Below are 23,950 nucleotides of genomic sequence, written 5' to 3'. Positions count from 1 at the left end.
GGGATAAGGGGAATTGCGGTTGAACTGTTGCAACGCGGCCGAGCCGGGAAATGCGCCGGCCCGGCGGGCAACCGGGTGGGGATAGTGCAGGTGCAGGACAGGTTGAATTACAGGTCGACTCAAAATAAGTGGCAGCGATCCAGCAGGTTGAACAAACTGGAGCCATCCATTGTCACGGCTGGCTCTTCAGAAATTCCAGCACTTCAGTCACATGGTCACTGACCTTCACGCCACGCCATTCTTTCACCAATCGGCCTTGAGCGTCAATGACAAACGTACTGCGCTCGACCCCCCGTACTTTCTTGCCATACATGTTTTTCATCTTCATGACGTCGAACTGCGTGCACACGGCTTCATCGGCGTCCGAGATCAGCTCGAACGGCAGGCCGAGCTTGGATTTGAAGTTTTCGTGCGAGCGCAGTGAATCGCGGGACAAGCCATAGATGTCGGCGCCCAGTGCCTGGAACTCGGGATAGGCTTCACGAAAGGCGATGCTCTCGGTGGTGCAGCCAGGGGTATTGTCCTTGGGATAAAAGTACAGCACCGTGTACTTGGCGGGACGGCCGAGCAGTTCGAACGGTTTCTCGCCCGTCATCGGGGCGGTGAAGGGGGCAAAGGTTGCAAGTTGGCTCTCGGCCACGGGTTTCTCCTGACGGTCGCAGCGCAGCTGCAGGGTGACCCTCCCGGCGCGCCATGGCGGGGAGCGGCACCTCATGATAATCCGTCGGTGCTATCCGCCGCTAGTACTCTTGTGGGCAGAATCGCAATATTTACCCCGATTGAAACGTTTGCAGCCCTGTTGAACCGCCCTTGTAGCGATTCAGGCGGTGCGTTCGAGGATCAGGGCCAGCGTGACCTTGCGACCTTCGCCCATCAGTACGTTGTACGTGCGGCAGGCGGCGCCGTTGTCCATGCTTTCCACGCCGATGTGCCGGCTCGACAGGCTGGTGACCAGGCGCGGATGTACGAAGCGCTGGCGCGGGCCGGTGCCGAGGATCACGACGTCCGGCGCGTCCTGCGCCAGTTCATCGAAGTGGGCGGCGGTGAGCTGGTCGAAATCGGTCACGTTCCAGGGACGCGGCGGAACCTCCGGCAGCAGCGTCAGGCTGTAATCGTAACGCTGGGCATTGATCTCGACGCCGCTGGCATCGACGCCGGTAACGGTCTGGTATTGCTGGGTATTGTCGGAATGGAGCTTCATGGCGATAGGCGAAGTGGACGCTGGTTAGCGGTGACTGTGCGGATGCCCATTGTAACCGGATCGGCAAGGTTGCCTAAACCGTGCGCTTTGGGCAGAATGGTATTTTTGCGCACTGCAACAGTGCAGGCGATTTTCCAGGGGATACTGTGCGACCGATTGCCAAATCGAACAAGCTCGACGACGTCTGCTACGAGATCCGCGGACCGGCCCTGGAGCAGGCGCGCCAGATGGAAGAAGACGGCCAGAAGATCATCAAGCTCAATATCGGCAACCTCGCCGTGTTCGGCTTCGATGCGCCGGACGAGATCGTCAGCGACATGATCCGCAATATGCATGGCGCGGCCGGCTATACGGACAGCAAAGGCATGTTCGCGCCGCGCAAGGCGGTCATGCACTACACGCAAGAGAAAAACATCACCGGGGTGACGATCGACGACATCTACCTGGGCAACGGGGCGTCGGAACTGATCGTCATGTCGATGCAGGGTTTGCTCAACAATGGCGACGAAGTGCTGGTGCCGGCACCCGACTATCCGCTGTGGACCGCCGCCGTGAGCCTGGCCGGTGGGGCGCCGCGCCACTACATCTGCGACGAAGGCGCCGGCTGGATGCCCGACATCGCCGACATGCGCAGCAAGATCACGCCAAACACGCGCGCCATCGTCGTCATCAACCCGAACAATCCCACCGGCGCGCTGTATCCGCGAGAAGTGCTGCTCGAGATCATCGAGCTGGCGCGTCAGCACCAGCTGATCATCTACGCCGACGAAATCTACGACAAGACGCTGTACGACATGGCCGAGCACGTCTCGATGGCCTCGCTGGCCGACGATGTGCTGTTCGTGACGCTGAACGGCTTGTCGAAGAACTACCGCTCGTGCGGCTACCGCGCCGGCTGGATGGTGGTCTCGGGCGAGAAGCGCCATGCCAAGGGCTATATCGATGGCCTGAACATGCTGGCGTCGATGCGCCTGTGCGCCAACGCGCCGGGCCAGTTCGCGATCCAGACCGCGCTGGGCGGCCACCAGAGCATCAACGATCTGGTGGGCCCGGGCGGGCGTCTGCTCCGGCAGCGCGATCTTGCCTACAAATTGCTTACCGATATACCGGGCGTGTCCTGCGTGAAGCCAAAAGCTGCGCTTTACATGTTCCCGCGCCTCGATCCGAAGATGTACCCGATCACGGACGACCAGCAGTTCATTTGCGAACTGCTGACCGAGGAAAAAGTGCTGCTGGTGCAAGGCACCGGCTTCAACTGGATCGCCCCGGACCATTTCCGGCTGGTGTTCCTGCCTAATTCCGACGACCTGACCGACGCTTGCGGACGCATTGCGCGCTTCCTCGACGGTTACCGACGGCGCCACGCCTGATCCAGCGCGTCGCGCCCAGACCTCACGAGAAACAGATTTTATGAAACCGATTCAAGTTGGCCTGCTGGGCATCGGCACCGTTGGTGCCGGTACCTTTAATGTACTCAAGCGCAATCAGGAAGACATCCGCCGCCGCGCCGGCCGCGGCATCGAGGTGACGATGGTCGCCGCGCGCAATACCGAGCGCGCACGCACAGTCACCGGCGAGGGCGTGCAAGTCGTCAACGACCCGTTTGCCGTGGTGAACCATCCCGACATCGACATCGTCGTCGAGCTGATCGGTGGCTACGAACTGTCGCGCGAACTGGTGCTGCAAGCCATTGCCAACGGCAAGCATGTCGTCACCGCCAACAAGGCGCTGGTGGCGCTGCACGGCAACGAGATTTTCGCCGCCGCGCAAGAGAAGGGCGTGATCGTCGCGTTCGAGGCGGCCGTGGCCGGCGGCATCCCGATCATCAAGGCACTGCGCGAAGGCCTGACCGCCAACCGCATCGAATCGGTGGCCGGCATCATCAACGGCACCACCAACTTCATTCTGTCCGAGATGCGCGACAAGGGCCTGGACTTCGCCACCGTGCTGGCGCAGGCGCAGGCGCTGGGCTACGCCGAGGCCGATCCGACCTTCGACATCGAGGGCGTGGATGCCGCGCACAAGCTGACCATCATGTCGGCGATTGCCTTCGGCATCCCGGTGCAGTTCGACAAGGCCTACGTGGAAGGCATCAGCCAGTTGCAGGCAGTGGACATCCGCTACGCCGAACAGCTGGGCTACCGCATCAAGCTGCTGGGCATCACCCGCCGCACGACGACTGCCGCCGGCGAAGGCATCGAGCTGCGCGTGCACCCGACGCTGATTCCGGCCGCGCGCCTGATCGCCAATGTCGAGGGCGCGATGAACGCCGTGCTGGTGCATGCCGATGCCCTGGGCGTCACGCTGTACTACGGCAAGGGCGCGGGCGCAGAGCCGACCGCATCGGCCGTGATCGCCGACCTGGTCGACGTGACGCGCCTGGCCACCGTGGACCCGTCCGGCCGCGTGCCGCACCTGGCGTTCCAGCCAAACCAGATGAGCGACGTGGCGATCATGCCGATGGCCGAGATCACCACCAGCTATTACCTGCGCGTGCACGTGCAGGACCAGCTGGGCGTGATGGCCGACCTGACCCGCATCCTGGCCGACGGCAACATCTCGATCGACGCCGTGCTGCAGAAAGAGCCGGGCAACCAGACCGATATCGACATCATCATGCTCACGCACCAGACGCAGGAGAAGAGCATCGATGCGGCCATCGCCAGGATCGAGGCGATGCCGGCCGTGATTGGCAAGGTCACGCGGATTCGCCTGGAGTCGCTGGGCTAAGCACAGGGTGGCCGCAGGGCGGTCACCCGCATCATGCGGGCCGGGTAGTGCCGCGTGATTCGTGCCGCTTGATTCTTCAATGCTGTTTCGTATCGCTGGCCACGACCTCCGGTATCAGATGCGAATACGCAAGCATGAATATGAGAAACATGCTTTGTTCGGTCGAGCTTGCCGTTGTACATTACGGCATCCTAGTCACCCGAGCCCTCCAGCATGCGCCAACCGAGCCAATTCTCCCTGCTGACCCAGCGCCGTTTCGCCCCCTTTTTCTGGACCCAGTTCCTGGGCGCGTTCAACGACAATCTGTTCAAGACGGCACTCTTGGTCGTGATGACCTACGACGCGCTGAACTGGACCACGCTCGACCCCTCGCTCATCAACAACCTGATCCCCGGCCTGTTCATCCTGCCGTACGTGGTGTTCTCCGCCACGGCCGGCCAGCTGGCCGACAAGTTCGACAAGGCCAGGCTCGCGCGCATCGTCAAGATCGCCGAGATTGCGATCATGCTGGTGGCCGGTATCGGCTGGATGACACACAATCTGTGGCTCCTGATTGCAGCCGTGATCGGCATGGGCATGCATTCGACGCTGTTCGGTCCTGTCAAATATGCCTATCTGCCGCAAAACCTGAAGCCCGATGAACTGGTCGGCGGCAATGGCGTTGTCGAGATGGGGACATTTGTCGGCATCCTGCTGGGCGAAGTGGCCGGCGCAGTGCTGGTTGGCAGGCCGAACGGCATCATGCTGGTGGCCGGTGCGACGCTGTTCTTCGCCGTGCTGGGCCTGCTGGCCAGCTGGCGCATCCCGCCATCGCCGGCCCCGGTGCCCGAGCTGCGCATCAGCCGCAACATCATTGCCGAATCGTGGCGCAACCTGGCGTTCTCGCGCAAGAACCGCACCGTGTTCCTGTCGATGCTCGGCAACTCGTGGTTCTGGTTCTATGGCGCGCTGCTGCTGGCCCAGTTCCCCGTATTTTCCAAGGATTACCTGCACGGCGACCACAGTGTGTTCGTGCTGCTGCTGACCGTGTTTTCGCTTGGCATCGGCGCCGGCTCGCTGCTGTGCGAACGCCTGTCGGGCCACAAGGTCGAGATCGGCCTGGTGCCATTCGGCTCGATCGGCCTGTCGGTGTTTGGCATCGACCTGTATTTCGCCAGCTCGGGCTTCACGGCGGGCACGGCGATCGTCGACTGGCTGGTGCTGCTGGGCCAGCCGGGCGCTTTGCGCATCCTGTTCGACCTAGTGATGATCGGCGTGTTCGGGGGCCTGTTCATCGTGCCGCTGTTCGCGCTGATCCAGACGCGTTGCGACCAGAAACACGTCTCGCGCACGATTGCCGGCATGAACATTCTCAATGCGATCTTCATGGTGGCCTCGGCCGGTGTGGCGATCCTGCTGCTGGGGCAGGGCTTTTCGATTCCGGAACTGTTCCTGACCACGGCGCTGCTCAATGTGGTCGTCGCAATCTACATCTTCTCGCTGGTGCCGGAATTCCTGATGCGCTTTTTGGCCTGGATTCTGATCCACACCGTGTACCGGGTGCGCATGATCGACACCTCGCACATTCCGGCCGATGGCCCGGCGGTGCTGGTCTGCAACCACGTGAGCTATGTCGACGCGATCGTCATCAACGCGGCCAGCCCGCGCCCGATCCGCTTCGTGATGGACCACCGCATCTTCAAGACGCCGTTCCTGCGCTGGATTTTCCGCGCGGTCAATGCGATCCCGATCGCGCCAGCCAAGGAAGACCCGTGGACGATGGAAAAAGCCTTCGTCGACATTGCCCACGCGCTGCATGACGGCGAGCTGGTCTGCATCTTCCCGGAAGGGCGCCTGACCAAGACGGGCGAGATGAGCGAGTTCAGAAGCGGCATCACCAAGATCGTCGAGCGCAACAAGGTGCCGGTGATTCCGATGGCGCTGCGTGGCCTGTGGGGCAGCTGGTTCACGCGTGACCAGGGCAATCTGTTCGGCCGGCGCATCGCGCGCGGCATGCGCTCGCAACTGTCGCTGGCAGTGGGCACACCGGTGGCACCGGAGCTGGCGACGCCGGAATATCTGCAGCAGCAGGTCATGACGTTGCGCGGAGAGTGGAAGTAAGCGGAAGTCAGCGCCGGGCCATACCGCCGCGCTGGGTATGGCAAAATCGCAAGATTTTTTTTGTGGCTCTGATATAATTATTGACTAGTCGGGGCGTAGCGCAGCCTGGTAGCGTACGTGCATGGGGTGCACGGGGTCGGAGGTTCGAATCCTCTCGCCCCGACCAATAAATTCAAGTAGTTACGGCGAAAGCCGGAGAGAACAACAGCACCGGGATCAGATCTTTATCTGATCCCGGTGCTGTTTTTTTTACGCCCGCTACATGTGACGATTGCCGGCTGGACTTCAGGAAAAATGCATGGACCTGACCCCACGCGATCAAGCCGCAATGGCTTGCTGTGCCGGGACGTCCACCTGAGGCTGGAAAACCAGGCGCGCGGGTGCGCCCACTGCCGTACTGCCATCCGGCATATCCGTCAGGACGACTGACATGGCACCGATGCGGCAGTTGTTGCCAATTTTGACGCCACCCAATATTTGCGCGTACGCGCCGATCTCCACGTCATCACCAAGAACGGGCACGGGACCATCGACATGACGGTTACCGATCGTGACCCCTTGGCGCAGCGTACAATTTGCGCCGATCTTCGTATCGGGATGAATAAAGATACTGCCGAAGTGCCAGATCCGCAGGCCGGGACCAATGGTGGCAGATTTCGGCAGGCTGACACCCGTCATCGTTTCGACGACACGAAAGGCCAGCCAGTACAGCGTCGTCTGAATCTTTTTGCCGAGCCCTGCAGAGCGGAGGTCAATGCGGCGTCCTTGACGATACAGCCAGACCGCCCAAATCGACTGTTCCTTCAGAAATGGTCGCCGCATGCCGTACCGAGCCAAATCACATTGCCAATCATTCATTGCGTCCCCAGAATCATTATTCGTATTAGTTAAATTATAACTAACGGTGACTTCTGAGAATCTATCGAATTACATCAGCCGGGAATATCGTTTCAGTTTGTATAGCGATTGATAGGGTTTGGCGCCATTCACGGCGCCTTCACGACGCCATCCCCAAGCCAGTACCGGTCAATGTCCCGCAAACCCCACTCGGCAGCGTTCTCGCATCCGACAATGGCATCACGTGCGCCTGGCGCTCCCAGGTCGATCAACTCCGGCCGGATATATGCCCGCGCGCGAGTCGAGAAAAACACCTTGATCTTGGGTAGCAGCAGCGATTTGCCGCAGGGCTGTTCCACGACGACGCCGAGACGGCCCGATTGCAGGCGCACCAGCGTGCCCACAGGATAGATACCGAGGCATTTGACGAAGGCGGCAAACACGGCCTCGTCGAACTGCCCGGCGCGGGCCCATTCGGCCATGCGCCGCAGCGAATCGGCCGGGCACCAGCCCGCCTTGTAGGGGCGGTTCGACGTGATGGCGTCATACACATCGCAGACCGCGCCCATGCGCGCATACAGGCCCAGCTCGTCACCCGACAGCCGATGTGGGTAGCCCCGGCCATCCGGGCGCTCGTGGTGGTGCAGGCACACTTCCAGCGCAACCGGACCGACACCGGGCGAGGCCAGCAGCATGGCGTGGCCCTGCGCCGGGTGGCTGCGCACGACGCAAAATTCGTCTTCCGTCAGGCTGCCCGGTTTGTTGAGCACTTCGGCCGGGACGGCCATCTTGCCGACGTCATGCAGCAGTCCGGCCAGGCCCAGTTCGCGGGCGAGATGGTCGTCGAGTCCCAGCTGGCGCGCGAGCGCGATCATCAATGCGCAGACCGCCACCGAATGCATGTAGGTATAGTTGTCGGCGGTCTTCAGGCGCGCCAGGCCAATCAGCGCGCCCGGGTTGCGCAGCACCGAGGCGGCGATGGATTCGACCATCGGCATCGCGTCGCGCACCTCGACCGCGCAGCCCATGCGCGCCTCGTTGAACATGTCGAACAGGGCGCGCTTCGACTGGTCGAGCAGCACGGCGGCGCGGCCGAGTTCGTCGTCCATCGTGGCGCGCGGGGCGGGGCGGAAGCGAAACACCGTGTCGTCTGGAGCGCGCGCTGCGGCCGGCGCCGCGGCGCTCGCCTCTGGCGCGGAATCGACATCGAGTCCGCGCTCGGTGTCGATCCAGGCTTCGGCGGCGCGACTGGTCGCGATGCGCTCGAGTTGCGCCGCCGATTCGATCAGGAAGGACGATTGCCAGAATGGTGTGTCGATCCACGAGCAGCACAGTTGTTCTACATACATTCCTGGCCGTAACTGCTTGACGGCGACTTTTTTCAGCCCGGGACGCGCGACCGGCGGGGCTTGCCGACCGCTCCCGATCATGGCAGGGCCAGCTGCAGCGCAGCGGCGCGGTTGACGCCCGCAGAACGGCGGGGCGGCATCGCTGGCATGGACGCTGGCGCTGCACTGCGGGCCAGCTTGAACACGGCCAGCGCCTGGACGACCTTGAGCGTCTGTTCCTGCAGGGCGGCGGCAGCGGCGGCAGATTGCTCCACCAGCGCGGCATTCTGCTGCGTCACGCCATCCATTTGCGTGACGGCGTCATTGACCTGGCTAATGCCCGCCACCTGTTCGCGCGAGGCGGAGGCGATCTCGTTCATCAGGCCGCTGACCTTGCGCACCGCGGCCTGCACCTGCTGGGTGGTTTCCCCGGCGCGCACGGCCAGGGCGGCGCCGGCCTCGACCTTGCTGATCGAGGCGGCGATCAGCCGCTTGATCTCCTGCGCCGAGGTGTTGCTGCGCTGGGCCAGGTTGCGCACTTCGCTGGCGACGACGGCGAACCCGCGCCCCTCTTCGCCGGCACGGGCCGCTTCGACGGCGGCGTTCAGGGCCAGAATATTGGTCTGGAAAGCGATGCTTTCGATGATGCCGATGATGTCGCCGATCTTGCGCGACGCCTCGGAGATTTCGTCCATCGTGGCAATCACTTCGCCGACGATGAGGCCACCGCTGACGGCGGTGCCATCGGCCGCTTCGGCCATGGTGCTGGCCTGGCCGACGCTGGCGCTGTTCTGCTGCACGGTCGAGGCCAGCTCTTCCATGCTCGACGCGGTCTCTTCGAGCGCCGAGGCCTGGGACTCGGTGCGTCCCGACAGATCCATATTGCCGGTCGCGATCTCCGCAGTAGCCACGCTGATTTGCTGGAAGTTGGTGCGCACGTCGCCCACGATGGATTGCAGGTTGACGCGTAGCTGGTGCATCGCCCGCATCAGCTGACCCATTTCATCTTGCCGGTTGCTGCTGAAATTCACGCTCAGGTCGCCGCCCGCCATGGTCTGGCAAGCCTGGCGCGCCACTTCCATCGGCCGCAGCAGGGTTGCATGTAACGCGTACCAGAAGTACAGCAACGACACGCCAGCGGCCCCGGTCAAGATGCCGAGCGGGGTTTCCAGGTGGGGGAACCGGACTGCGCCGTCGAGCAGGTGAAAGCCCATCAGCAGCAGCAGCATCGCGCACTGGCCCGTCAGGTTCAGTGCGATGCGGCGGCGCAGCGTCATATGGGTTGCGGCCGCGAGCCAGCCGCGTAGTCCGGTCGCGCGCACCATGCCTTGCTGAAGACGGATATTACCGGCGGTACCCGCCTTGAGGTTGCGATACAGTTCGGCAGCCGCCGTGATCTGGGCGCGCGTCGGCTTCGTGCGCACCGACATGTAGCCAACGGCCTTGCCGTTTTCCATGACCGGGGTGGCGTTGGCCATCACCCAATAGGCGTCGCCGTTCTTGCAACGGTTCTTGACCATGCCTGTCCAGGACCGGCCCGAGCGGATCGTGGCCCACATATCGGCAAACGCCTCGACCGGCATATCGGGATGGCGCAGGATGTTCTGGGGCGCCCCGATCAGCTCTTCCTCGGTGTAGCCGCTGATGGCAATGAAGTACGTATTTGCATAGGTGATGTTGCCTTGCAAATCCGTGGTCGAGACGATCGTTTCGGTGTCGCTCAGTTCGATTTCGACATCGGTGACCGGAAAATTATTGCGCATGACAGACTCCTGCTGAAGGCGTGGCGGGCATGGCGCGCCACCTGTTTAATTCATACCAGCAACAATTTTATGTCATCGGAAAACGAATAACTCAAATAAAACGAATAAATCGATTTATTTTTACCGCAGTGTTGTGATTTGTCACGACGCATGTCGCTGGATGCCTTCCGTGATGCAACATGGAGGGATGATCGAGAGGCAGGCCTTTTTTGCTGCAATCCGCACACGTCGTTGTTGTACTTTTGCCAGCCAGGTGTAGCATGAGAAAAATGATCCGCCTACCCACCGGAACCACCATGCGGCGTCGATATGTCGAGTTCGCCATGCTGGCAACAGCGCTGGTCTTCCTCGGCGCCAGTCTCGCTTATCTGCAACTGACCGAGGTGGGGCGCCTCGAGAGCAGCGAGCGGGCCCGGTTGCTGTCGCTGACCACGCTATTGGCCAGCAATATCCAGACCGATCTCGTGGCCACCAATGTGGCGCTCGAGGGCGTGGTGCGCGATTACCTGAGCGCCCCGGATGGCACCGTTGCCGATGCAGAGCTGGCCGGTCGTCTGTCGGCGCTGGTCGGCGCGATACCGGGCCTGCGCACGATGATGGTGTTCGACCGCGACGGGCGGGTGCGCGCTGCCAGCCAACACGATTTGTATGGGCATGATTTTTCCCGGCGCGACTATGTGACGGCAGTGCGCCGTGCGCCCAGCAGCCGCACCCTGTACGTGGCCGAGCCGTTCCGCTCGATCCGCGGCGATCAGGTGGTGACGGTCGCGCGCATGGTGCCGGACGCCGCCGGGCGCTTCGCGGGCCTGGTGCTTGCCACGCTCGACCCTGAATATTTTACCGGCCAGTTCCGTACCGTCATGTATGCGCCCGACGTCTGGGCCGTGGTGGTCCACGGCGGCGGCCGGCAATTGCTGAACTACCCGCCGAAAGGAAAGATCGACGGCATCAACCTGGCGCGCCCGGGTACGTTCTACCAGCGCCACCGCAGCAGCGGCCGGGTGGCGGGTGTACTCGAAGGCCGGGTCTACACCACCGGCGAAGAGCGCGTGATGGCCATGGCCACGATCGCGCCAGCGGCGCTGGCGATGGACTATCCGCTCGTGATTGGCCTGAGCCGCGACGCCGCCGCCGTTGCCGCGCCGCTGCGGCGCCAGGCGATGACGCTGGCCGTGCTGTTCGGCGTGCTGGCAGTTGGCGCCTGCGGGGCGCTGGCGGTGGTGCAGCGCAGGCGTGCGCAGTGGGCGCGCCAGGATGCCGAGCAGGCGCGTGCGCGCGCCGCCATGCAGGGCGTGTATGACAGCGAAGCGCGGTTTCGAACGCTGATCGAGGATGCGCCGCTGGCCGTCGCCATCCTGCGGCACGGGCGCTTCATCTATTCCAACCCGCGTTACCGGGCCTTGCACGGCTATGGCGCGACGGACGACCTGACCGGGCTGCGCTGGCGCGCCATGATCGCTGCGCCGTCGCTGGCCGGGCTGGCGCAGCACGAGGCATTGATCGAGGCCGATACCCCGGCCGAACAGCACTTCGAGGCAATCGGCCTGGGCAAATGGGGCTCCTCCGTACCGGTCTACAAGACTACCGCGCAGGTAAAGCTGGCGGATGGCCCGGCGACCCTCGTCTTCGCGCAGGATATCTCGGCGCAAAAGAGCGCCGAGGCCGAGATGCTGCTGGCCCGCGATGCGGCCGAGGCGGCCAGCCGCAGCAAGGCTGAGTTCCTGGCCAATATGAGCCACGAGATCCGTTCGCCGCTCAACGCCGTGCTGGGTTTCGCCTATCTGCTCGAGCAGCGCGCGATCGACGCCGACGCCCGCAGCATGGTGCGCAATATCCGCGTGTCCGGCCAGTCGCTGCTGGCCATCGTCAATGACATCCTCGACGTGTCGAAGATCGAGGCCGGGCACATGCTGATCGAGACCGCGCCGTTCTGCCTGGGCGAGTTGCTGGAAAAAATCGCCACCAGCATGCGCATCAGTGCCGCGGGCAAGGACCTGCAACTGATCGTCGACACGCCGCCGCCCGGCGTCGGCATCCTGCTCGGGGACGCACTGCGGCTCGAGCAGGTCCTGCTCAATCTCACCGGCAATGCGGTCAAGTTCACACCCAATGGCCAGGTGGCGCTGCACTGCAGCTTGCTGCGGCGCGACGGCGACGAGCTGGTGCTCCAGTTCAGCGTGCATGACACCGGCATCGGCATCGACCCTGCCGCCCAGGAGTCGATCTTTTCGCCATTCACCCAGGCCGACAGTTCCACCACACGGCGCTTCGGTGGCACGGGCCTGGGGCTGACCATCTGCCGTCAACTGGTTGCACTGATGGGCGGTGCGCTGGTCGTGGACAGCGTGCCCGGACGCGGCAGCGTGTTCAGTTTCAGCCTGCCGCTGCAGGCGTCCACTGAAGCCAGTGCTACCGCCGTCTGCGCGGCTGCCACGCCCTCGGGCCAGACTCTGCGCGACGTCTGCGTGCTGGTTGTCGACGACAGCGATATCAACCGCGAGGTGGTCCAGCGCATCTTGCGCGACCAGGGCGCCGAGACCGTCTGCGTCGGCGATGGCAGGCAGGCACTGGACTGGTTGCTGGCGCATCCGGAACAGGCCGACGTCGTGTTGATGGACGTGCAGATGCCGGTCATGGACGGCATCGAGGCAACCCGGCAGCTGCGCCGCATGCCGCAGTTCGACGGCCTGCCGGTCATTGCACTGACTGCCGGGGCGTTCAAGGAACAGCAGGAGGCGGCGCTCGAGGCCGGCATGTGCCACGTGCTGAGCAAGCCATTCGATGTGCCGGCGATGCTCGCGCTGATTGGACGCTTGTGCGGAAGCGGAAGCGGAAGCGGAAGCGGAAGCGGAAGCGGAAGCGGAAGTGGCAGTGACGGCGAGGGCGGCGGTGCGGACGCCCTGACCGGCCCGCCGCCGGCACAGGTCGACGACGACGCGCTCGACGTGACTGCCGGACTCGCCCTGTGGCTGGACGGCGCGGCCTACCGCCAGTATCTGGCCCAGTTCCTCGAACTGCATGGCGACAGCGCGGCGCTGATCGGCGCCAGCCTGGCTGCCGGGCGGCCCGGCGAAGCCGCCGCGCTCGCCCACAAACTGGCCGGGGTGGCCGCCAGCCTGGCCCTGCCAGCCACGCGCGTTGCCGCGCACGAGGCCGAGCGGATGCTGTACGCCGCCATGCGCGATCCTGGCGCCGAAGGCGTCGGGGTCGACCTGGCGCCATTGACGCAGGTGCTGGCGCAGGCGCGGCGTGCGATCGGGCAGTACCTTGGACCGGCGCCGGCGCCGGCAGCCTCGCCCGTGGCAGCGTCGCCGGCGGTGCTGCACGCACACCTGACGAGTCTGCTCGAAGCGCTTGACGCCGAGGCGCTGGAACAGGCCGAAGCCTGCCTGGCCACACTGGCGCCGCTGCTGCCGGCGGTGACACTCGACCGTGTGTGGAACCCACTGCGGCGCTTCGATTTCCGCGCCGCCGAGGCCGCCGTGCGCCTGTTGATGGCGTCCGTGCCGGCAACCGCGTAATCGCCAGGCTGCTGGCCGTCGACAAGCCGGGCAGGGCGGGAAGCGTCTGACCGCGCCCCGTCAGCGCACCGGCTGCGTCCAGCGCCGCACGAGGTCGCCCAGCTGCTCTGCCGTGAAGGGCTTGCTCAGGTAATCGTCCATCCCGGCTGCGAGGCAGCGTTCACGGTCGCCGTCGATGGCGCTGGCGGTCAGCGCCACCACGGCCATGCGCGGGGCGCCGGTGGCGTGTTCGCGCTGGCGCAGCTGGCGGCAGGCTTCGTAGCCGTCGAGTACCGGCATCATGCAGTCCATCAGCACCAGGTCGTAGGCACTGGTTTCCAGCGCTGCCAGCGCGACCGCGCCATTGACTGCTTCGTCGACCCTGCAGCCGAGTTTCTCAAGCAGGATGCGCAGCAGTTCGCGGTTGATCTCGGTGTCTTCGACGACGAGCACGCGCGGTGTCCCCACGGTGGCCCGCAGTCCGGCTGCGCTGACGGTGTCGGGCGCCGGCGCTGGTGCCAGGCTGCACGGCACGACCAGGCGGAAGCACGCGCCGGGCCCGGTGCGCGGGACGAGGTCGATACTGCCACCCATCAGGTCGGCCAGGCGGCGGCAGATGGCCAGCCCCAGGCCGGTGCCGCCGTACACGCGGCTGATGGTGTTGTCGGCCTGGCTGAATGGCTGGAACAGGCGCGCCTGCGCAGCCGGCTCGATGCCGATGCCGTGATCGCTCACCTGGTACAGCAGCAGCCACCCGCCGCTCGTGTCGGGATCGCGCCGGGCCACCACGGTCAGTTCGATCGGGCCGCCGCCAGCAGGGGTGAACTTGATCGCGTTGCTGAGCAAATTGCCCAGTACCTGGCCGATGCGATCGGGGTCGGCCATGACGGCCGATGGCAGCACGCCCGGTCGCAGCACGATCGCCAGGCGCTTGCGCTCTGCGCTCATGCGGTACGAGTCGACCCGCTGCGCGGCGTGGCGCACCGGGTCGAACGCCTGCGGCAGCAGTTCCAAGTTGCCGGACTCGACCTTCGAGAAGTCGAGGATGTCGTTGATGGTGCGCAGCAGCTCGAGCACGCTCTGGTGCACGGTGCGCGCATACGTGTCCAGCGGCGCCGGCAATCCGGCGCCGAACAGCAGTTCGGACATGCCGACAATCCCGTTCATCGGGGTACGGATCTCGTGGCTCATCATCGCCAGGAAACGCGACTTGGCCTGGTTGGCCGCATCGGCCTGGGCCTTGAGCGCAAGTGCCTCGGCCGCATCGCGCTCGCGCTGGCGGACGATGCGCAGCACCGTGGCAAAGGCCAGCGCGACGCCCAGCATGCCGGTCATCGCAATGGCGCCCAGAGGCCGCAGATTGCGCCACCAATTGCTCGTCAACAGCGCTTCAGGCACGGATGCTTCGATCACCAGCGGGTAGTTGCGTACCGGACGCTGCGCGACCATGCGCGCCTCGTCGTTCGTGGCAGCGGCGGCTGGCGGCCGGCCAATGGAGGCGTCACGCTGCGGCCACGAGGCCAGCAGAACCTGGTCGCTCGACAACAGCGAGATCGCCGCCTGCTGCCCGGGGCTGACGGAACGAAAGAAGTCGGTGAACGACGCGCACGAGATGCCCACCACCGCCACGCCTGCGAAGTGGCCATCGGGCGTTTCGCGACGGCGGCTCAGGTAAAACGTCCAGGCCCCGTTGATCTTGTTGCGTACCGGACGGCTGACGTAGGGAGCGGGGTCGCGGTGCGCGCGGTGATAAACGAAATAATCGCGCTCGGCCAGGTTGATGACCGGCGTTGGCCAGGCGCGTGTGGAACTGAGCAGCGCGCCGTCGGCACCGATGATGCTGGCCACGGCCACCTGGGGCAGGCCGCTGATCTTGTCGCTCATGGTGCGATAGAGCGCCTCGCTCCCCAGCACCGGATTGCCGTCGCCGGCCGGGAGCGCGACAAGGATGCTGTCGAGCGCCAGGCTGGACGAGGCCATCGATTGCGCCGTGCTCTCGGCCAGCGCCAGCGTCAGGTTATCGAGATCGCTGGCCCAGTCGTCGATCTCGCGAAAGCGCAGCACCCAGGCCGAACTGGCCAGCGCCAGTGTGAGCAGCAGCACGAGGCCAGCGCAGATCAGGGCGCTGACGGTGCGTGTATCGAGACGCTGCAGGCGCTGCCACCGTGGCACGTTATTTATCGATGTATCCGCGCTCACCCACACCCTCCGTCGGAATTGGTCGGCAACCTGCGAGGAATCCGGCGCATGGCATGGAAACGGCGGATGACGCGCTCGTGCCGCCTCTCCTGGCAGACAATGAGTCTACATCAAAACCTTTAAATTCGTTAATCTAATTTATTTGAGTTTAAAGTAACGAATGTGGGGATTGTCGGACGGGCAGATGAGCGCTACACCGGCGCCGGTTTGCGCACACGCTGCGCGACGTTCGCGCGCAGATAGCCGCGCAGCTCGTCGTAGTTGATCGGTTTGGGGAAGAACACGACGCCTGCCGGCACGCCGCCACGGGCTGCCAGCTCGTCGGCAGGCAGCCCCGACAGGATGGCAATGCTGACGTCGGCCAGTTCCGGGTCGGTCATGACGGTGCGCACCACTTCGAAGCCGTCGATACCTTCCATGACGATGTCGGCCAGCAAGATGTCGGGCGGACGGCGGGCGATCTGCAGGAGCGCCTGGTAGCCGTTTTCGCAAAAGATGAAGTCCGCTGGCAAGTCCCAGGCCGCAAACTGGCGCTGGTACAGGGCGCGCTGAATGGCGTTGTCCTCGATCACGAGAATGGTCGCGCGCCCGCCGGCCTCGCGCCCCATGCTTCCGGCCAGCTTGTTTTTGTAGTCGAGTACGGCCTTGAGCGGAATCCGGCGGTGCCCGCCCTGGGTCTTCCAGGCATCCAGCACGCCTGTTTCCACCAGCTGCTGCACCAGCGACACCGAGATGCCGAGCATCTGCGCCGCCACCTGCGTGGTGCATACCTCGTCGGACGTTACCGCACTTTGCTTAGTTGCCACCTGAACCGCTCCCGCACTATCCATTGACTCAATGAGAATTCATTGAATTCGTTTTAATTGCTTGTATTGTATCGTACCGGCGCACGACCCATCAGCGCCCGCGCGCGCTGACAGGCGCGCAGTGCTTGTAGAAGAAGGTCGTTGCACACAGCGGGCCGTCGGGTAAACAGGCGAAGTCAGGGACGCTGCGACGCGCTGCCAGCCCGACCGTGCATACAGGCGTTCGGCCGTGCTGTCAGCCGTGTCGAGTACCAGCACGCTGCGCCCTTGCGTACGCGCGGCTTCTTCGACTGCCTCCATTAACCGTCGGCCGATGCCCACGCCGCGTGCCTGGCGCCGCACCAGCAGCTTGGCCACATCAGCCCGATGCTGCTGGTTGTCCGGCATGGCGGTAATCAGCTGGACGGTGCCGAGAATGCCAGCCCTGTCCTGCGCCACGATCAGCGTCCGCTCGCCGCGCTCCACGCCGCCTGCGATGTCGTGCCAGTAATCCAGCGCCGTCGTGCGCGACATTGGCAGCATGAAACTGACCGATGCGCCGCCTTCGACGCAATCGATCAGGACATCGGCCAGTTGCTCGCTGCAGGCGCGGGCGTCGGCATGCGAAAGGGTGCGCAGCGTGATGTCATGGGGCATGAGGGTTCTCCTGGAGATGGTTGTGACGTGCCGGCCAGGTCCGGCAGTGATTCAGTCGGCTTTCGTCGCTTCCGGCGCCTGTCCGGCAACCAGTGTACGTGACCCGGCATGGGGACGCCCATCAATCGGGATATTGATGAAGAACGTCGTCCCTCGGTCGCTGTTGCTGTCGAGGCCGATACTGCCGCCATGGCTTTCGGCCACGGCGCGCACATAGGGCAGGCCGATCCCCCAGCCTTGCGGATCGCCGCGCTGGGCCAGCTCGGCGCGGCGGTACATCTGGAAGATGCATTCCTGCTCGTGTGGCGGAATCGGCGGGCCGTCGTTGTGCACCGACACGAGCAGGCGTTCGTGGAGCTGGTCTACCTTGACGCTGATCGGCGTGGCAGGCGCCCCGTATTTCACGGCGTTGGACACCAGATTCTCGATCGCCCGCTTGAACACCTGGCGATCCCACCAGCCATCGACAGGATGCGCGTGCAGCTCGAAACGGGACCCGTGTGCGGTGCGAGCGTCGGCCAGCACTTCGGCCACGAGTTCGTCCATCGGAAAGGTCGTGATGGTCAGCGGAATGCTCTCGCCACTGTGAAACGCCATCGTATCGAGCAATTCGTCGACCATGCTGCTCATGCGCCGGGTATTGGCCAGCGCCTTGCCGGCCACCTTCTTGATCTGGTCCAGGTCGTTGCTGCGCAGGATGAGTTCAAGCGCAGTGACCGTGGCGCCCAGCGGGCCGCGCATATCGTGCGTCAGCGCTGCAGCGAAGCGTTCGCGAAAGCCGCTGTGCACCAGCGAGAACGCTTCGACGGCTTCCTGGATGCCCGAATCGATCGATGAATGGATCGTGTGGACTTCGCGGTGATCGAGCATGACCTGTTCGCGGTGAACCACATCGAAGATCGCCCAGCGGAAGATCTGGTATTCCTCGATCAGCGCATTGTGATCGTACGACGTGATGCGCGCGCGCTCGCCGCCATGCTCGGCCGCGACCGTGGTGCCGTCGACGGCGGACGTGCGCGGATAGTCGGGGCTGATGCTCTGGACGATGTTGTCGTAGAACACCGGCAGCGTATCGATCAGGATCGGATGCTGCACATTGCGCGCCTGTGCGACGCGTTCGCGCACGCGTGCTTCCCATGTCGCGAAAACGGCCCCGCGCAGGCCCAGCATCCGCTGTGCATTGGCCGACAGGTGGTCGGAACCGGCTTGCTGGTCGGTGGCGAAACTCACTGGATGCTGTCCCTTCGATGGTGGCGTGTGTCTTGACGTCCGGCCATCTTACGCCGGGGCACGGACGCACGCCGTACGATTGTGGTCAAGCCGGCATGGCTTCCGGGTCCGGCGCCAGTGTGTCGAGCAGCGCCAGCAGGTAAGGAATATCGACTGGCTTGACCAGATGCCGCGCAAACCCGGCAGCCTGCGACGCGGCCACGTCCTGCGGTTGTCCATAGCCGCTGAGCGCCACCATGACCGCGCCTGCCAGGCGTGGCGCGGCGCGCAGCCGGCGCGCAAGCTGGTAGCCGTCCATATCGGGCAGGCCGATATCGAGCAGGCAGACATCGAACGCCTCGGATTCGGCCCGCAGCAGCGCGCCATGGGGCGATTCCTCGACCTGCACCGCATGGCCCACGGCGGCGAGCACCATGCCCAGCGACTCGGCGGCGTCGCGGTTGTCGTCGACAATCATGATGCGCAGCGCCGTGTGCGAAGCCAGCGCGCTGTCATCGTGCGTGGCGGCAGCGGGACCGGCTCCGCCCGGGCCCAGCGGCAAGGTGACGGCGAAGCAGCTGCCGCGGCCGGGGCCGTCGCTGTGCGCCTCGACCCTGCCGCCGTGCAGCGTCACCATGCTGCGCACCAGAGCCAGCCCCAGGCCCAGCCCGCCCTGTGCCCGGTCCGGTGTGCGCCGGGCCTGCGTGAACAGCTCGAAGATGTCGGGCAGCAGGCCGGCCTCGATGCCGATCCCGTTGTCCCTGACCGACAGGGTCACGCAGCCGGTAGCAGTGTCGGCTTCGGCAAACACCGTGATCTCGCCGCCATCCGGCGTGTACTTGGCCGCGTTGCCCAGCAGGTTGGTCATCACCTGCACCAGCCGCTTGCGGTCGCCCGTGACAGTGACATTGGCCGCGCCTAGGCGCGTGGCGAGCGTGTGGCCCTTTTTTTCGATGAGCGGGCGCGCCTGCTCGATGGCGCTGTGGATGACAGTCTTGAGATCGACTGGCAGGCGCTCGAGTTCGACGAGGCCGCGCGTGACGCGCGAGACGTCGAGCAGATCGTCCACCAGCTCGACCATGTGCCGGACCTGGCGGCCGATCACGTCGGCCGCATGCGCCGTGCGCTTCGGATCGAGGCTCGAGAGCTTGAGCATCTGGGCAGCGGTGCTGATCGGGGCCAGCGGATTGCGCAGCTCATGCGCCAGCATCGCCAGGAACTCGTCCTTGCGGGCTTTGGCCGCCTTGAGCTCTTCGGCGGCCAGCCGGTGGTCGTGCATGTCGGTGACCGTGCCCATCCAGCGGATGATGGCGCCGGCCTCGTCGCGCACTGGCAGCGCGCGGTTGAGTACCCAGCGGTAGTCGCCGTTGTGGTGGCGCAGCCGGTGCTCGATCTCGAACAGCGCGCCGCTGGCCAGGCTGGCCATCCACTGCGTCCGCAGCGCCGACAAGTCGTCGGGATGGATGGCGCGGGTCCAGCCGCTGCCGGCCAGCGCCTGGCTCGTCATCCCCGTGAAGTCGCACCAGCGCCGGTTCGCGTAATCGTTGGTGCCATCGGGCAGGCCCGACCACACCATCTGCGGCATTGCTTCGGTCATCGTGCGGAACTTGTTTTCACTCTCGCGCAGCGCGCGCTGCACCTGCACCTGGGCCGTCAGGTCCATCGACGCGGCCACGGCGCCGGTGATGTTGCCGGCGTCGTCGCGAATCGGCGCGGCCCGGGTGAGCAGGAAGTGCCGCTCATGCGGCCGGCCGAACGGCTCGATTTCGACAAAGTCGGCGTCGACCTGCTCGCCGCGCAGCGCGCGTACCAGCGACCAGTCGCGGGCCTGGACCGGCTGGCCGTGGTGCTGCGAACCATCGGCCCACCAGCCGCGCCAGTCGCCATAGCCTTCCGGACTGGTGGTCATCGGGTGCTCGCCCCACAGCACGTGCATCATCGGGTTGGCCGACGAGAGGGCGCCCTGGGCGTCGGCGTAGACGATGCCCACGGGTGCCGAACTGAGCAGCGCATCAAGGCGCCGGCGATCGGCCTCGGCCTGGGCGAGGGCGGCGCGCGCGGCCGCTTCGCTCGCCTGCAGGGCGCGCTCGGCGTTCTTCTGGTTGCTGATGTCGGTAAATAGCAGTGCCACGCGGCGCCGGGTCGGGTGCGCGATGTGGCTGGCGTAGACGCTGAACCAGCGTCCCATCGCTTCGGAGCCTTGCTCGAAGCGGCGCGCCACGCCGCTGCGCGCGATATCGTCATAGATGTCGATCCAGCTCTGTTCGATGCCGGGCACCAGCTCGCGCGCCGTCTTGCCGACACTGTCGACCAGGCCCGTGTGGCGGGCAAAGGCGGGGTTGGCTTCCACGAACAGATAATCAACTGCCTTGCCGTTGGCATCGTCGATCATCTCGATCATGCCGAAGCCTTCGTCCATCGTGTCAAACAGCACGTGGTGAGTTTGCTCGAGGCGCTGGCGCAGCAAATGGTTGTGCGTAACGTCATTGACGATGACAAGCACGCCGCGCACGCCTTCCTCGTCCTCGATCGGGCTGCAGCCATAGTTCCACCAGAGGTCTTCGCGCCGGCCGTGGCGGGTGAGGGGGATCAGCCGGTCGTCATGCCAGGCGCCGGGGCCGCCGGCCATGATGTGCTCGATCTCGGTACCGATCAGGTCCCAGGCTTCCGCCCAGCAGACCCGGCCGGGTTGGCCCAGCGCGGACGGATGGCGTTCATGACCGAGGGTCTGACGGTAGCTGTCGTTGTAGAGCTGGATCAGCTCGTCGCCCCACCAGATGAGCATCGGGTGATTGCTCGACAACACGACCCGGACCATGGTCCTGAGCGTCATGGGCCAGGTGTCGGGCGACCCCAGCGGTGTGGCTTGCCAGTCGTGGGCGCGCATGAGGGCGCCCATCTCGCCGCCGCCGGCCAGGAAGCTGAAAGGTGAAGTCAAGGGGTTCGATGCTGGTATGTACGAACAGACAAGATACGGGCTGGCTGCGCCATGCGCAAGACCAATGTCGTGCGGCAATCAAGGCGCATTCACCGTTATCTGTTGATGACGCTGATTGCAATACATAGGAACTGTTCTGGGGAACTAACCCGTCCGCCGTCCAATGCCCAGCGCCAACCCAGATAATTGGGCAGATAGCGTGACGCAACACCCCGAAAGCCCGATAGCCAGTCCTTGAAGCGCTGGCGATAGGCATTCACGTTCTGTACGTGGATGGCGCGGCTGCCCGAATGGCGGGCCCTGACGCCGGCGCGCAGGTTGACGGCCTCGTGCGCAATCCCGTGCTTGCGTGCAAAGGCGCGATAGGCGGCATGGCCGTCGCTGACCAGCAGCGCTTGGGGATCGAGCCTGGGCAGCAGATCGCGCTCGAGTTGGGCCGCGGTCAGTGCGCCGCGCCCGGTGACGGCATCGACCGTGCGCCCGTTGCGGTCGCGCGCCACCAGGATGCAGTCGAGCTGCGTTGAAATGCCACGCTGGGTGGCGTGGCCGCCGCGCCGGCGTGGAGGGCGATCGAGCGTGCGCGATCCTTTTTGTGATTCGAGCAGGAACGTTTCGTCAGCCTCGACGATGCCATTCAGGGACGCAGGCCGGTCGAACTTGACCCAATCAAGAAAGCGGTGGCGCCACCGGAAGGCGGTATTGCGGTGCACGCCAACCCGGTCTGCACCCTTGCGCACCGACAGTGAGTCGAGCAGCACCTGGGAATACGCGAGCCACTTGGCCTTGAGCCTGAGCCGTGCCAGCGGTGTGCCGCTCAGGTCGTTGAATGTGCGCCCGCAGGCGCAGCAGCGAAAGCGCTGCAGATCGTTGGCAAAGCCATGCCGGTGGCAGCGCCCGTTGCCGCAACTGGGACAGCAGCGGCCAGGCGCTCTGGCCTGAGCGATCAGCGCCACCACCTGATCGAGGCCGGCCGCAGGATGCAAGGCATCGAGCACTTGCCGGCGCTGCGGCTGATTCAGCGATGGCAGCCTGGCGAACCAGCTCTTGAAACGTGGCGCTTTCATGATCGACTCCTGGCCTTGGGGACAGGGGTTGGACCATCGGGCTGCTCATCAGTTCAAAGCTTCCCTCTATTTAACGTTGACTGCGCCCAATCATGTGGTTCGTTGCAGGCGCAGCAGCAACCAGGCCGCCACCGTGGTGAAGGTCGCAATCAGGCCGCACACGATCCAGAAACCGTGGCCGTTTTCAGCCAGCGGCACGCCGCCCACGTTCATGCCGAGCAGGCCCGCGATCAGGTTGATCGGCAGCGCCATTACCGTCACGATCGTGAGCAGGTACAGGCTGCGCGCATTGTCTTCGTTGACACGCGCGGCGATTTCTTCCTGCAGCAGCTTGATGCGTTCCTGCAGCGCGGCCAGGTCGCTCAGCACCACGGTGAATTCTTCGGTAGCCTGGCGCAGGTCCTGGCGGTCTTCGCCGTCGACCCAGACGGGCGGGCGCTGCAGCAGGCGAAACAGCGCGGCCGGTTCCGGCGCCAGCAGACGCTGCAGCCGTACCAGCACGCGCCGCAAGGCGCCCAGGTCTTCCCGCTGGCGGGTCAGGCGTCCGGCCAGCAGGCGGTCTTCGATGGTGTCGACGCGTGCCACCGCGTCGCGCACGATGTTGACCAGCACGTCAGCCTGGTCGCGCAGCAGGTGCACCAGCAGCTCGCTCGACGAGCGCAGCGGCGCGCCCTGCAAGACATCCTGACGCAGGCGCTCGATCGATGCCAGCGGCTTGCGGCGCGCGCTGATGACGGCGTGCGGCGTGACGTGGGCCCACAGGGTCGAGATCTCGGCGCTGTCGAGCGAAAAGCCATGCAGCACATCGTTGACGACGGCGATCAGCGCGTTATCGGCAATTTCGATGCGGGTCGAGCGCGAGCCCTGGTGCAGCGTGGCGTAGAACTCCTCGGCCAGGCCGGCGTGCTGGTGCAACCAACGCTCGCTGGCCGTGTTCGACAGGTTGAAGTGCAGCCAGATGAACTGGCCCGGCTGTGGCGCGGCCATCCAGCGCAGGGCGTCGGCTGCGCCGATGGGGGTAGCAGTGGGCACAGCGCCAGGCGCGGCGGTTGCGCCCGGGTCGATCAGGAATCCCCACACCAGGCCCGACTTGTCGGAGCCGTAATTGAAGCCAGATGCCGCGCCGGATACTGCCATCTGCTGTCCAGGTTGAATCAACGATGGGCAATTGTAGAGCCATCGGCGTGCGCCATGTGCAACATCCGGCGCCATGCCGGCGCGATGTTGCGATGTCATCAAGCTGAAATACAGGGTCGCTAAGATCGGCGCTGTGTCTCTCTCTCGCGTGATCCCGAAGGATTTTGCGTTGTTCCGTCGGCGTCGGTGTCGACGGAGTTTTTTGTGCTGGTGCCCAACGAAAGAAATCAGATGCAAGCTTCACAGATTGATCGCCGCTACGCAGGCCTGCCGTACATGCAGTCGAACCCGTACGCGGACGCCACCCACATCGTGCGCCAGGGTATGCAGATCCAGGCCAGCCTGGGCACCCTCAGTGCCGTCGAATTTCTCAAGCAGCATGGCGTGCATGGCGCCGTGATCCACCGCGTGCTGATGGGCGAGCACGTGCGCATGGACGACCAGCTCGTGATCGAGGATCCACGCATGTAATTGACGATGGACGATGGACGGTGGCGACCGC

Annotated in this window: 16 protein-coding genes, 1 tRNA gene and 1 pseudogene; 6 read left to right on the top strand and 12 right to left on the bottom strand. The window is 64.7% G+C overall.

Annotation, left to right across the window (positions count from 1 at the left end):
• Window positions 1–172: 172 nt before the first annotated feature.
• Window positions 173–640 carry a redoxin domain-containing protein gene (locus ACZ0AJ_RS13515; protein ID WP_258835144.1) on the bottom strand — a complete coding sequence of 156 codons (468 nt, stop codon included), beginning with the start codon at window positions 638–640 and terminating at the stop codon, window positions 173–175.
• Window positions 641–820: 180 nt separating this feature from the next.
• Window positions 821–1,201 carry an Mth938-like domain-containing protein gene (locus ACZ0AJ_RS13510; RefSeq protein ID WP_499455028.1) on the bottom strand — a complete coding sequence of 127 codons (381 nt, stop codon included), beginning with the start codon at window positions 1,199–1,201 and terminating at the stop codon, window positions 821–823.
• Between the two features lie 146 nt (window positions 1,202–1,347).
• On the opposite strand from ACZ0AJ_RS13510, the gene ACZ0AJ_RS13505 reads away from it, so the two are divergent.
• The 4 genes from ACZ0AJ_RS13505 to ACZ0AJ_RS13490 all read left to right on the top strand — a co-directional run bounded on the left by ACZ0AJ_RS13505 (window position 1,348) and on the right by ACZ0AJ_RS13490 (window position 6,197).
• On the top strand, window positions 1,348–2,571 hold the full coding sequence (locus tag ACZ0AJ_RS13505; protein ID WP_258835142.1) for an aminotransferase class I/II-fold pyridoxal phosphate-dependent enzyme: 1,224 nt from the start codon (window positions 1,348–1,350) through the stop codon (window positions 2,569–2,571).
• A 40-nt stretch (window positions 2,572–2,611) separates the two neighbouring features.
• Entirely contained in the window at window positions 2,612–3,931 is a 1,320-nt protein-coding gene (locus ACZ0AJ_RS13500) for a homoserine dehydrogenase (RefSeq protein WP_499455024.1), read from the top strand.
• A gap of 213 nt (window positions 3,932–4,144) precedes the next feature.
• Window positions 4,145–6,031 (top strand): MFS transporter, encoded by a 1,887-nt coding sequence (locus tag ACZ0AJ_RS13495; protein ID WP_499455023.1) that lies wholly within the window; start codon window positions 4,145–4,147, stop codon window positions 6,029–6,031.
• Between the two features lie 89 nt (window positions 6,032–6,120).
• Window positions 6,121–6,197 (top strand) — tRNA-Pro (locus ACZ0AJ_RS13490).
• Window positions 6,198–6,349: 152 nt separating this feature from the next.
• On the opposite strand, the gene ACZ0AJ_RS13485 is transcribed toward ACZ0AJ_RS13490, so the two are convergent.
• From ACZ0AJ_RS13485 to ACZ0AJ_RS13475, 3 genes are all read right to left on the bottom strand, one after another.
• On the bottom strand, window positions 6,350–6,889 hold the full coding sequence (locus tag ACZ0AJ_RS13485) for a serine acetyltransferase (protein WP_499455021.1): 540 nt from the start codon (window positions 6,887–6,889) through the stop codon (window positions 6,350–6,352).
• Window positions 6,890–7,017: 128 nt separating this feature from the next.
• A complete protein-coding gene (locus ACZ0AJ_RS13480; protein WP_499455020.1) occupies window positions 7,018–8,298 on the bottom strand; it encodes an HD-GYP domain-containing protein in 1,281 nt (426 codons plus the stop codon).
• On the bottom strand, window positions 8,295–9,959 hold the full coding sequence (locus ACZ0AJ_RS13475) for a methyl-accepting chemotaxis protein (RefSeq protein ID WP_499455019.1): 1,665 nt from the start codon (window positions 9,957–9,959) through the stop codon (window positions 8,295–8,297). The genes ACZ0AJ_RS13480 and ACZ0AJ_RS13475 overlap by 4 nt, the downstream gene beginning before the upstream one ends.
• A gap of 296 nt (window positions 9,960–10,255) precedes the next feature.
• Between ACZ0AJ_RS13475 and ACZ0AJ_RS13470 the strand changes: the two genes are divergently transcribed.
• A complete protein-coding gene (locus tag ACZ0AJ_RS13470; RefSeq protein WP_499455017.1) occupies window positions 10,256–13,480 on the top strand; it encodes an ATP-binding protein in 3,225 nt (1,074 codons plus the stop codon).
• Window positions 13,481–13,540: 60 nt separating this feature from the next.
• Here ACZ0AJ_RS13470 and ACZ0AJ_RS13465 read toward each other — a convergent pair whose 3' ends face one another.
• The 7 genes and pseudogenes from ACZ0AJ_RS13465 to ACZ0AJ_RS13435 form a co-directional block, all read right to left on the bottom strand.
• Window positions 13,541–15,631, bottom strand: coding sequence for a hybrid sensor histidine kinase/response regulator (locus ACZ0AJ_RS13465; RefSeq protein ID WP_499455089.1), 2,091 nt, complete (start codon window positions 15,629–15,631; stop codon window positions 13,541–13,543).
• 218 nt (window positions 15,632–15,849) lie between these two features.
• Window positions 15,850–16,464 (bottom strand): response regulator, encoded by a 615-nt coding sequence (locus ACZ0AJ_RS13460; protein ID WP_499455016.1) that lies wholly within the window; start codon window positions 16,462–16,464, stop codon window positions 15,850–15,852.
• A 91-nt stretch (window positions 16,465–16,555) separates the two neighbouring features.
• Window positions 16,556–17,100: pseudogene (locus ACZ0AJ_RS13455) on the bottom strand (GNAT family N-acetyltransferase).
• 51 nt (window positions 17,101–17,151) lie between these two features.
• Window positions 17,152–18,330 (bottom strand): sensor histidine kinase, encoded by a 1,179-nt coding sequence (locus tag ACZ0AJ_RS13450; protein WP_499455015.1) that lies wholly within the window; start codon window positions 18,328–18,330, stop codon window positions 17,152–17,154.
• 85 nt (window positions 18,331–18,415) lie between these two features.
• Window positions 18,416–21,247 (bottom strand): hybrid sensor histidine kinase/response regulator, encoded by a 2,832-nt coding sequence (locus ACZ0AJ_RS13445; RefSeq protein ID WP_499455013.1) that lies wholly within the window; start codon window positions 21,245–21,247, stop codon window positions 18,416–18,418.
• Between the two features lie 95 nt (window positions 21,248–21,342).
• The gene (locus tag ACZ0AJ_RS13440; RefSeq protein ID WP_499455087.1) at window positions 21,343–22,311 is read right to left on the bottom strand and encodes an IS1595 family transposase; all 969 of its coding nucleotides are present in this window, start codon (window positions 22,309–22,311) and stop codon (window positions 21,343–21,345) included.
• Between the two features lie 90 nt (window positions 22,312–22,401).
• Entirely contained in the window at window positions 22,402–23,448 is a 1,047-nt protein-coding gene (locus ACZ0AJ_RS13435; protein ID WP_499455085.1) for a transporter, read from the bottom strand.
• A 231-nt stretch (window positions 23,449–23,679) separates the two neighbouring features.
• On the opposite strand from ACZ0AJ_RS13435, the gene ACZ0AJ_RS13430 reads away from it, so the two are divergent.
• A complete protein-coding gene (locus tag ACZ0AJ_RS13430; RefSeq protein WP_499455009.1) occupies window positions 23,680–23,919 on the top strand; it encodes a hypothetical protein in 240 nt (79 codons plus the stop codon).
• The last annotated feature ends 31 nt before the right edge of the window (window positions 23,920–23,950 follow it).

It is taken from the genome of Telluria sp. AC161 (assembly GCF_979258535.1).
Note: the sequence above shows the minus strand (reverse complement) of the source record. Positions and strands in the feature narration are given on the sequence as shown.

Coding starts and splice junctions, on each gene's coding strand:
- ACZ0AJ_RS13510 (WP_499455028.1), bottom strand. CDS start 1,201: ATGAAGCTCCATTCCGACAATACCCAGCAATACCAGACCGTTACCGGC.
- ACZ0AJ_RS13500 (WP_499455024.1), top strand. CDS start 2,612: ATGAAACCGATTCAAGTTGGCCTGCTGGGCATCGGCACCGTTGGTGCC.
- ACZ0AJ_RS13495 (WP_499455023.1), top strand. CDS start 4,145: ATGCGCCAACCGAGCCAATTCTCCCTGCTGACCCAGCGCCGTTTCGCC.
- ACZ0AJ_RS13485 (WP_499455021.1), bottom strand. CDS start 6,889: ATGAATGATTGGCAATGTGATTTGGCTCGGTACGGCATGCGGCGACCA.
- ACZ0AJ_RS13480 (WP_499455020.1), bottom strand. CDS start 8,298: ATGATCGGGAGCGGTCGGCAAGCCCCGCCGGTCGCGCGTCCCGGGCTG.
- ACZ0AJ_RS13475 (WP_499455019.1), bottom strand. CDS start 9,959: ATGCGCAATAATTTTCCGGTCACCGATGTCGAAATCGAACTGAGCGAC.
- ACZ0AJ_RS13470 (WP_499455017.1), top strand. CDS start 10,256: ATGCGGCGTCGATATGTCGAGTTCGCCATGCTGGCAACAGCGCTGGTC.
- ACZ0AJ_RS13440 (WP_499455087.1), bottom strand. CDS start 22,311: ATGAAAGCGCCACGTTTCAAGAGCTGGTTCGCCAGGCTGCCATCGCTG.
- ACZ0AJ_RS13435 (WP_499455085.1), bottom strand. CDS start 23,448: ATGGCAGTATCCGGCGCGGCATCTGGCTTCAATTACGGCTCCGACAAG.
- ACZ0AJ_RS13430 (WP_499455009.1), top strand. CDS start 23,680: ATGCAAGCTTCACAGATTGATCGCCGCTACGCAGGCCTGCCGTACATG.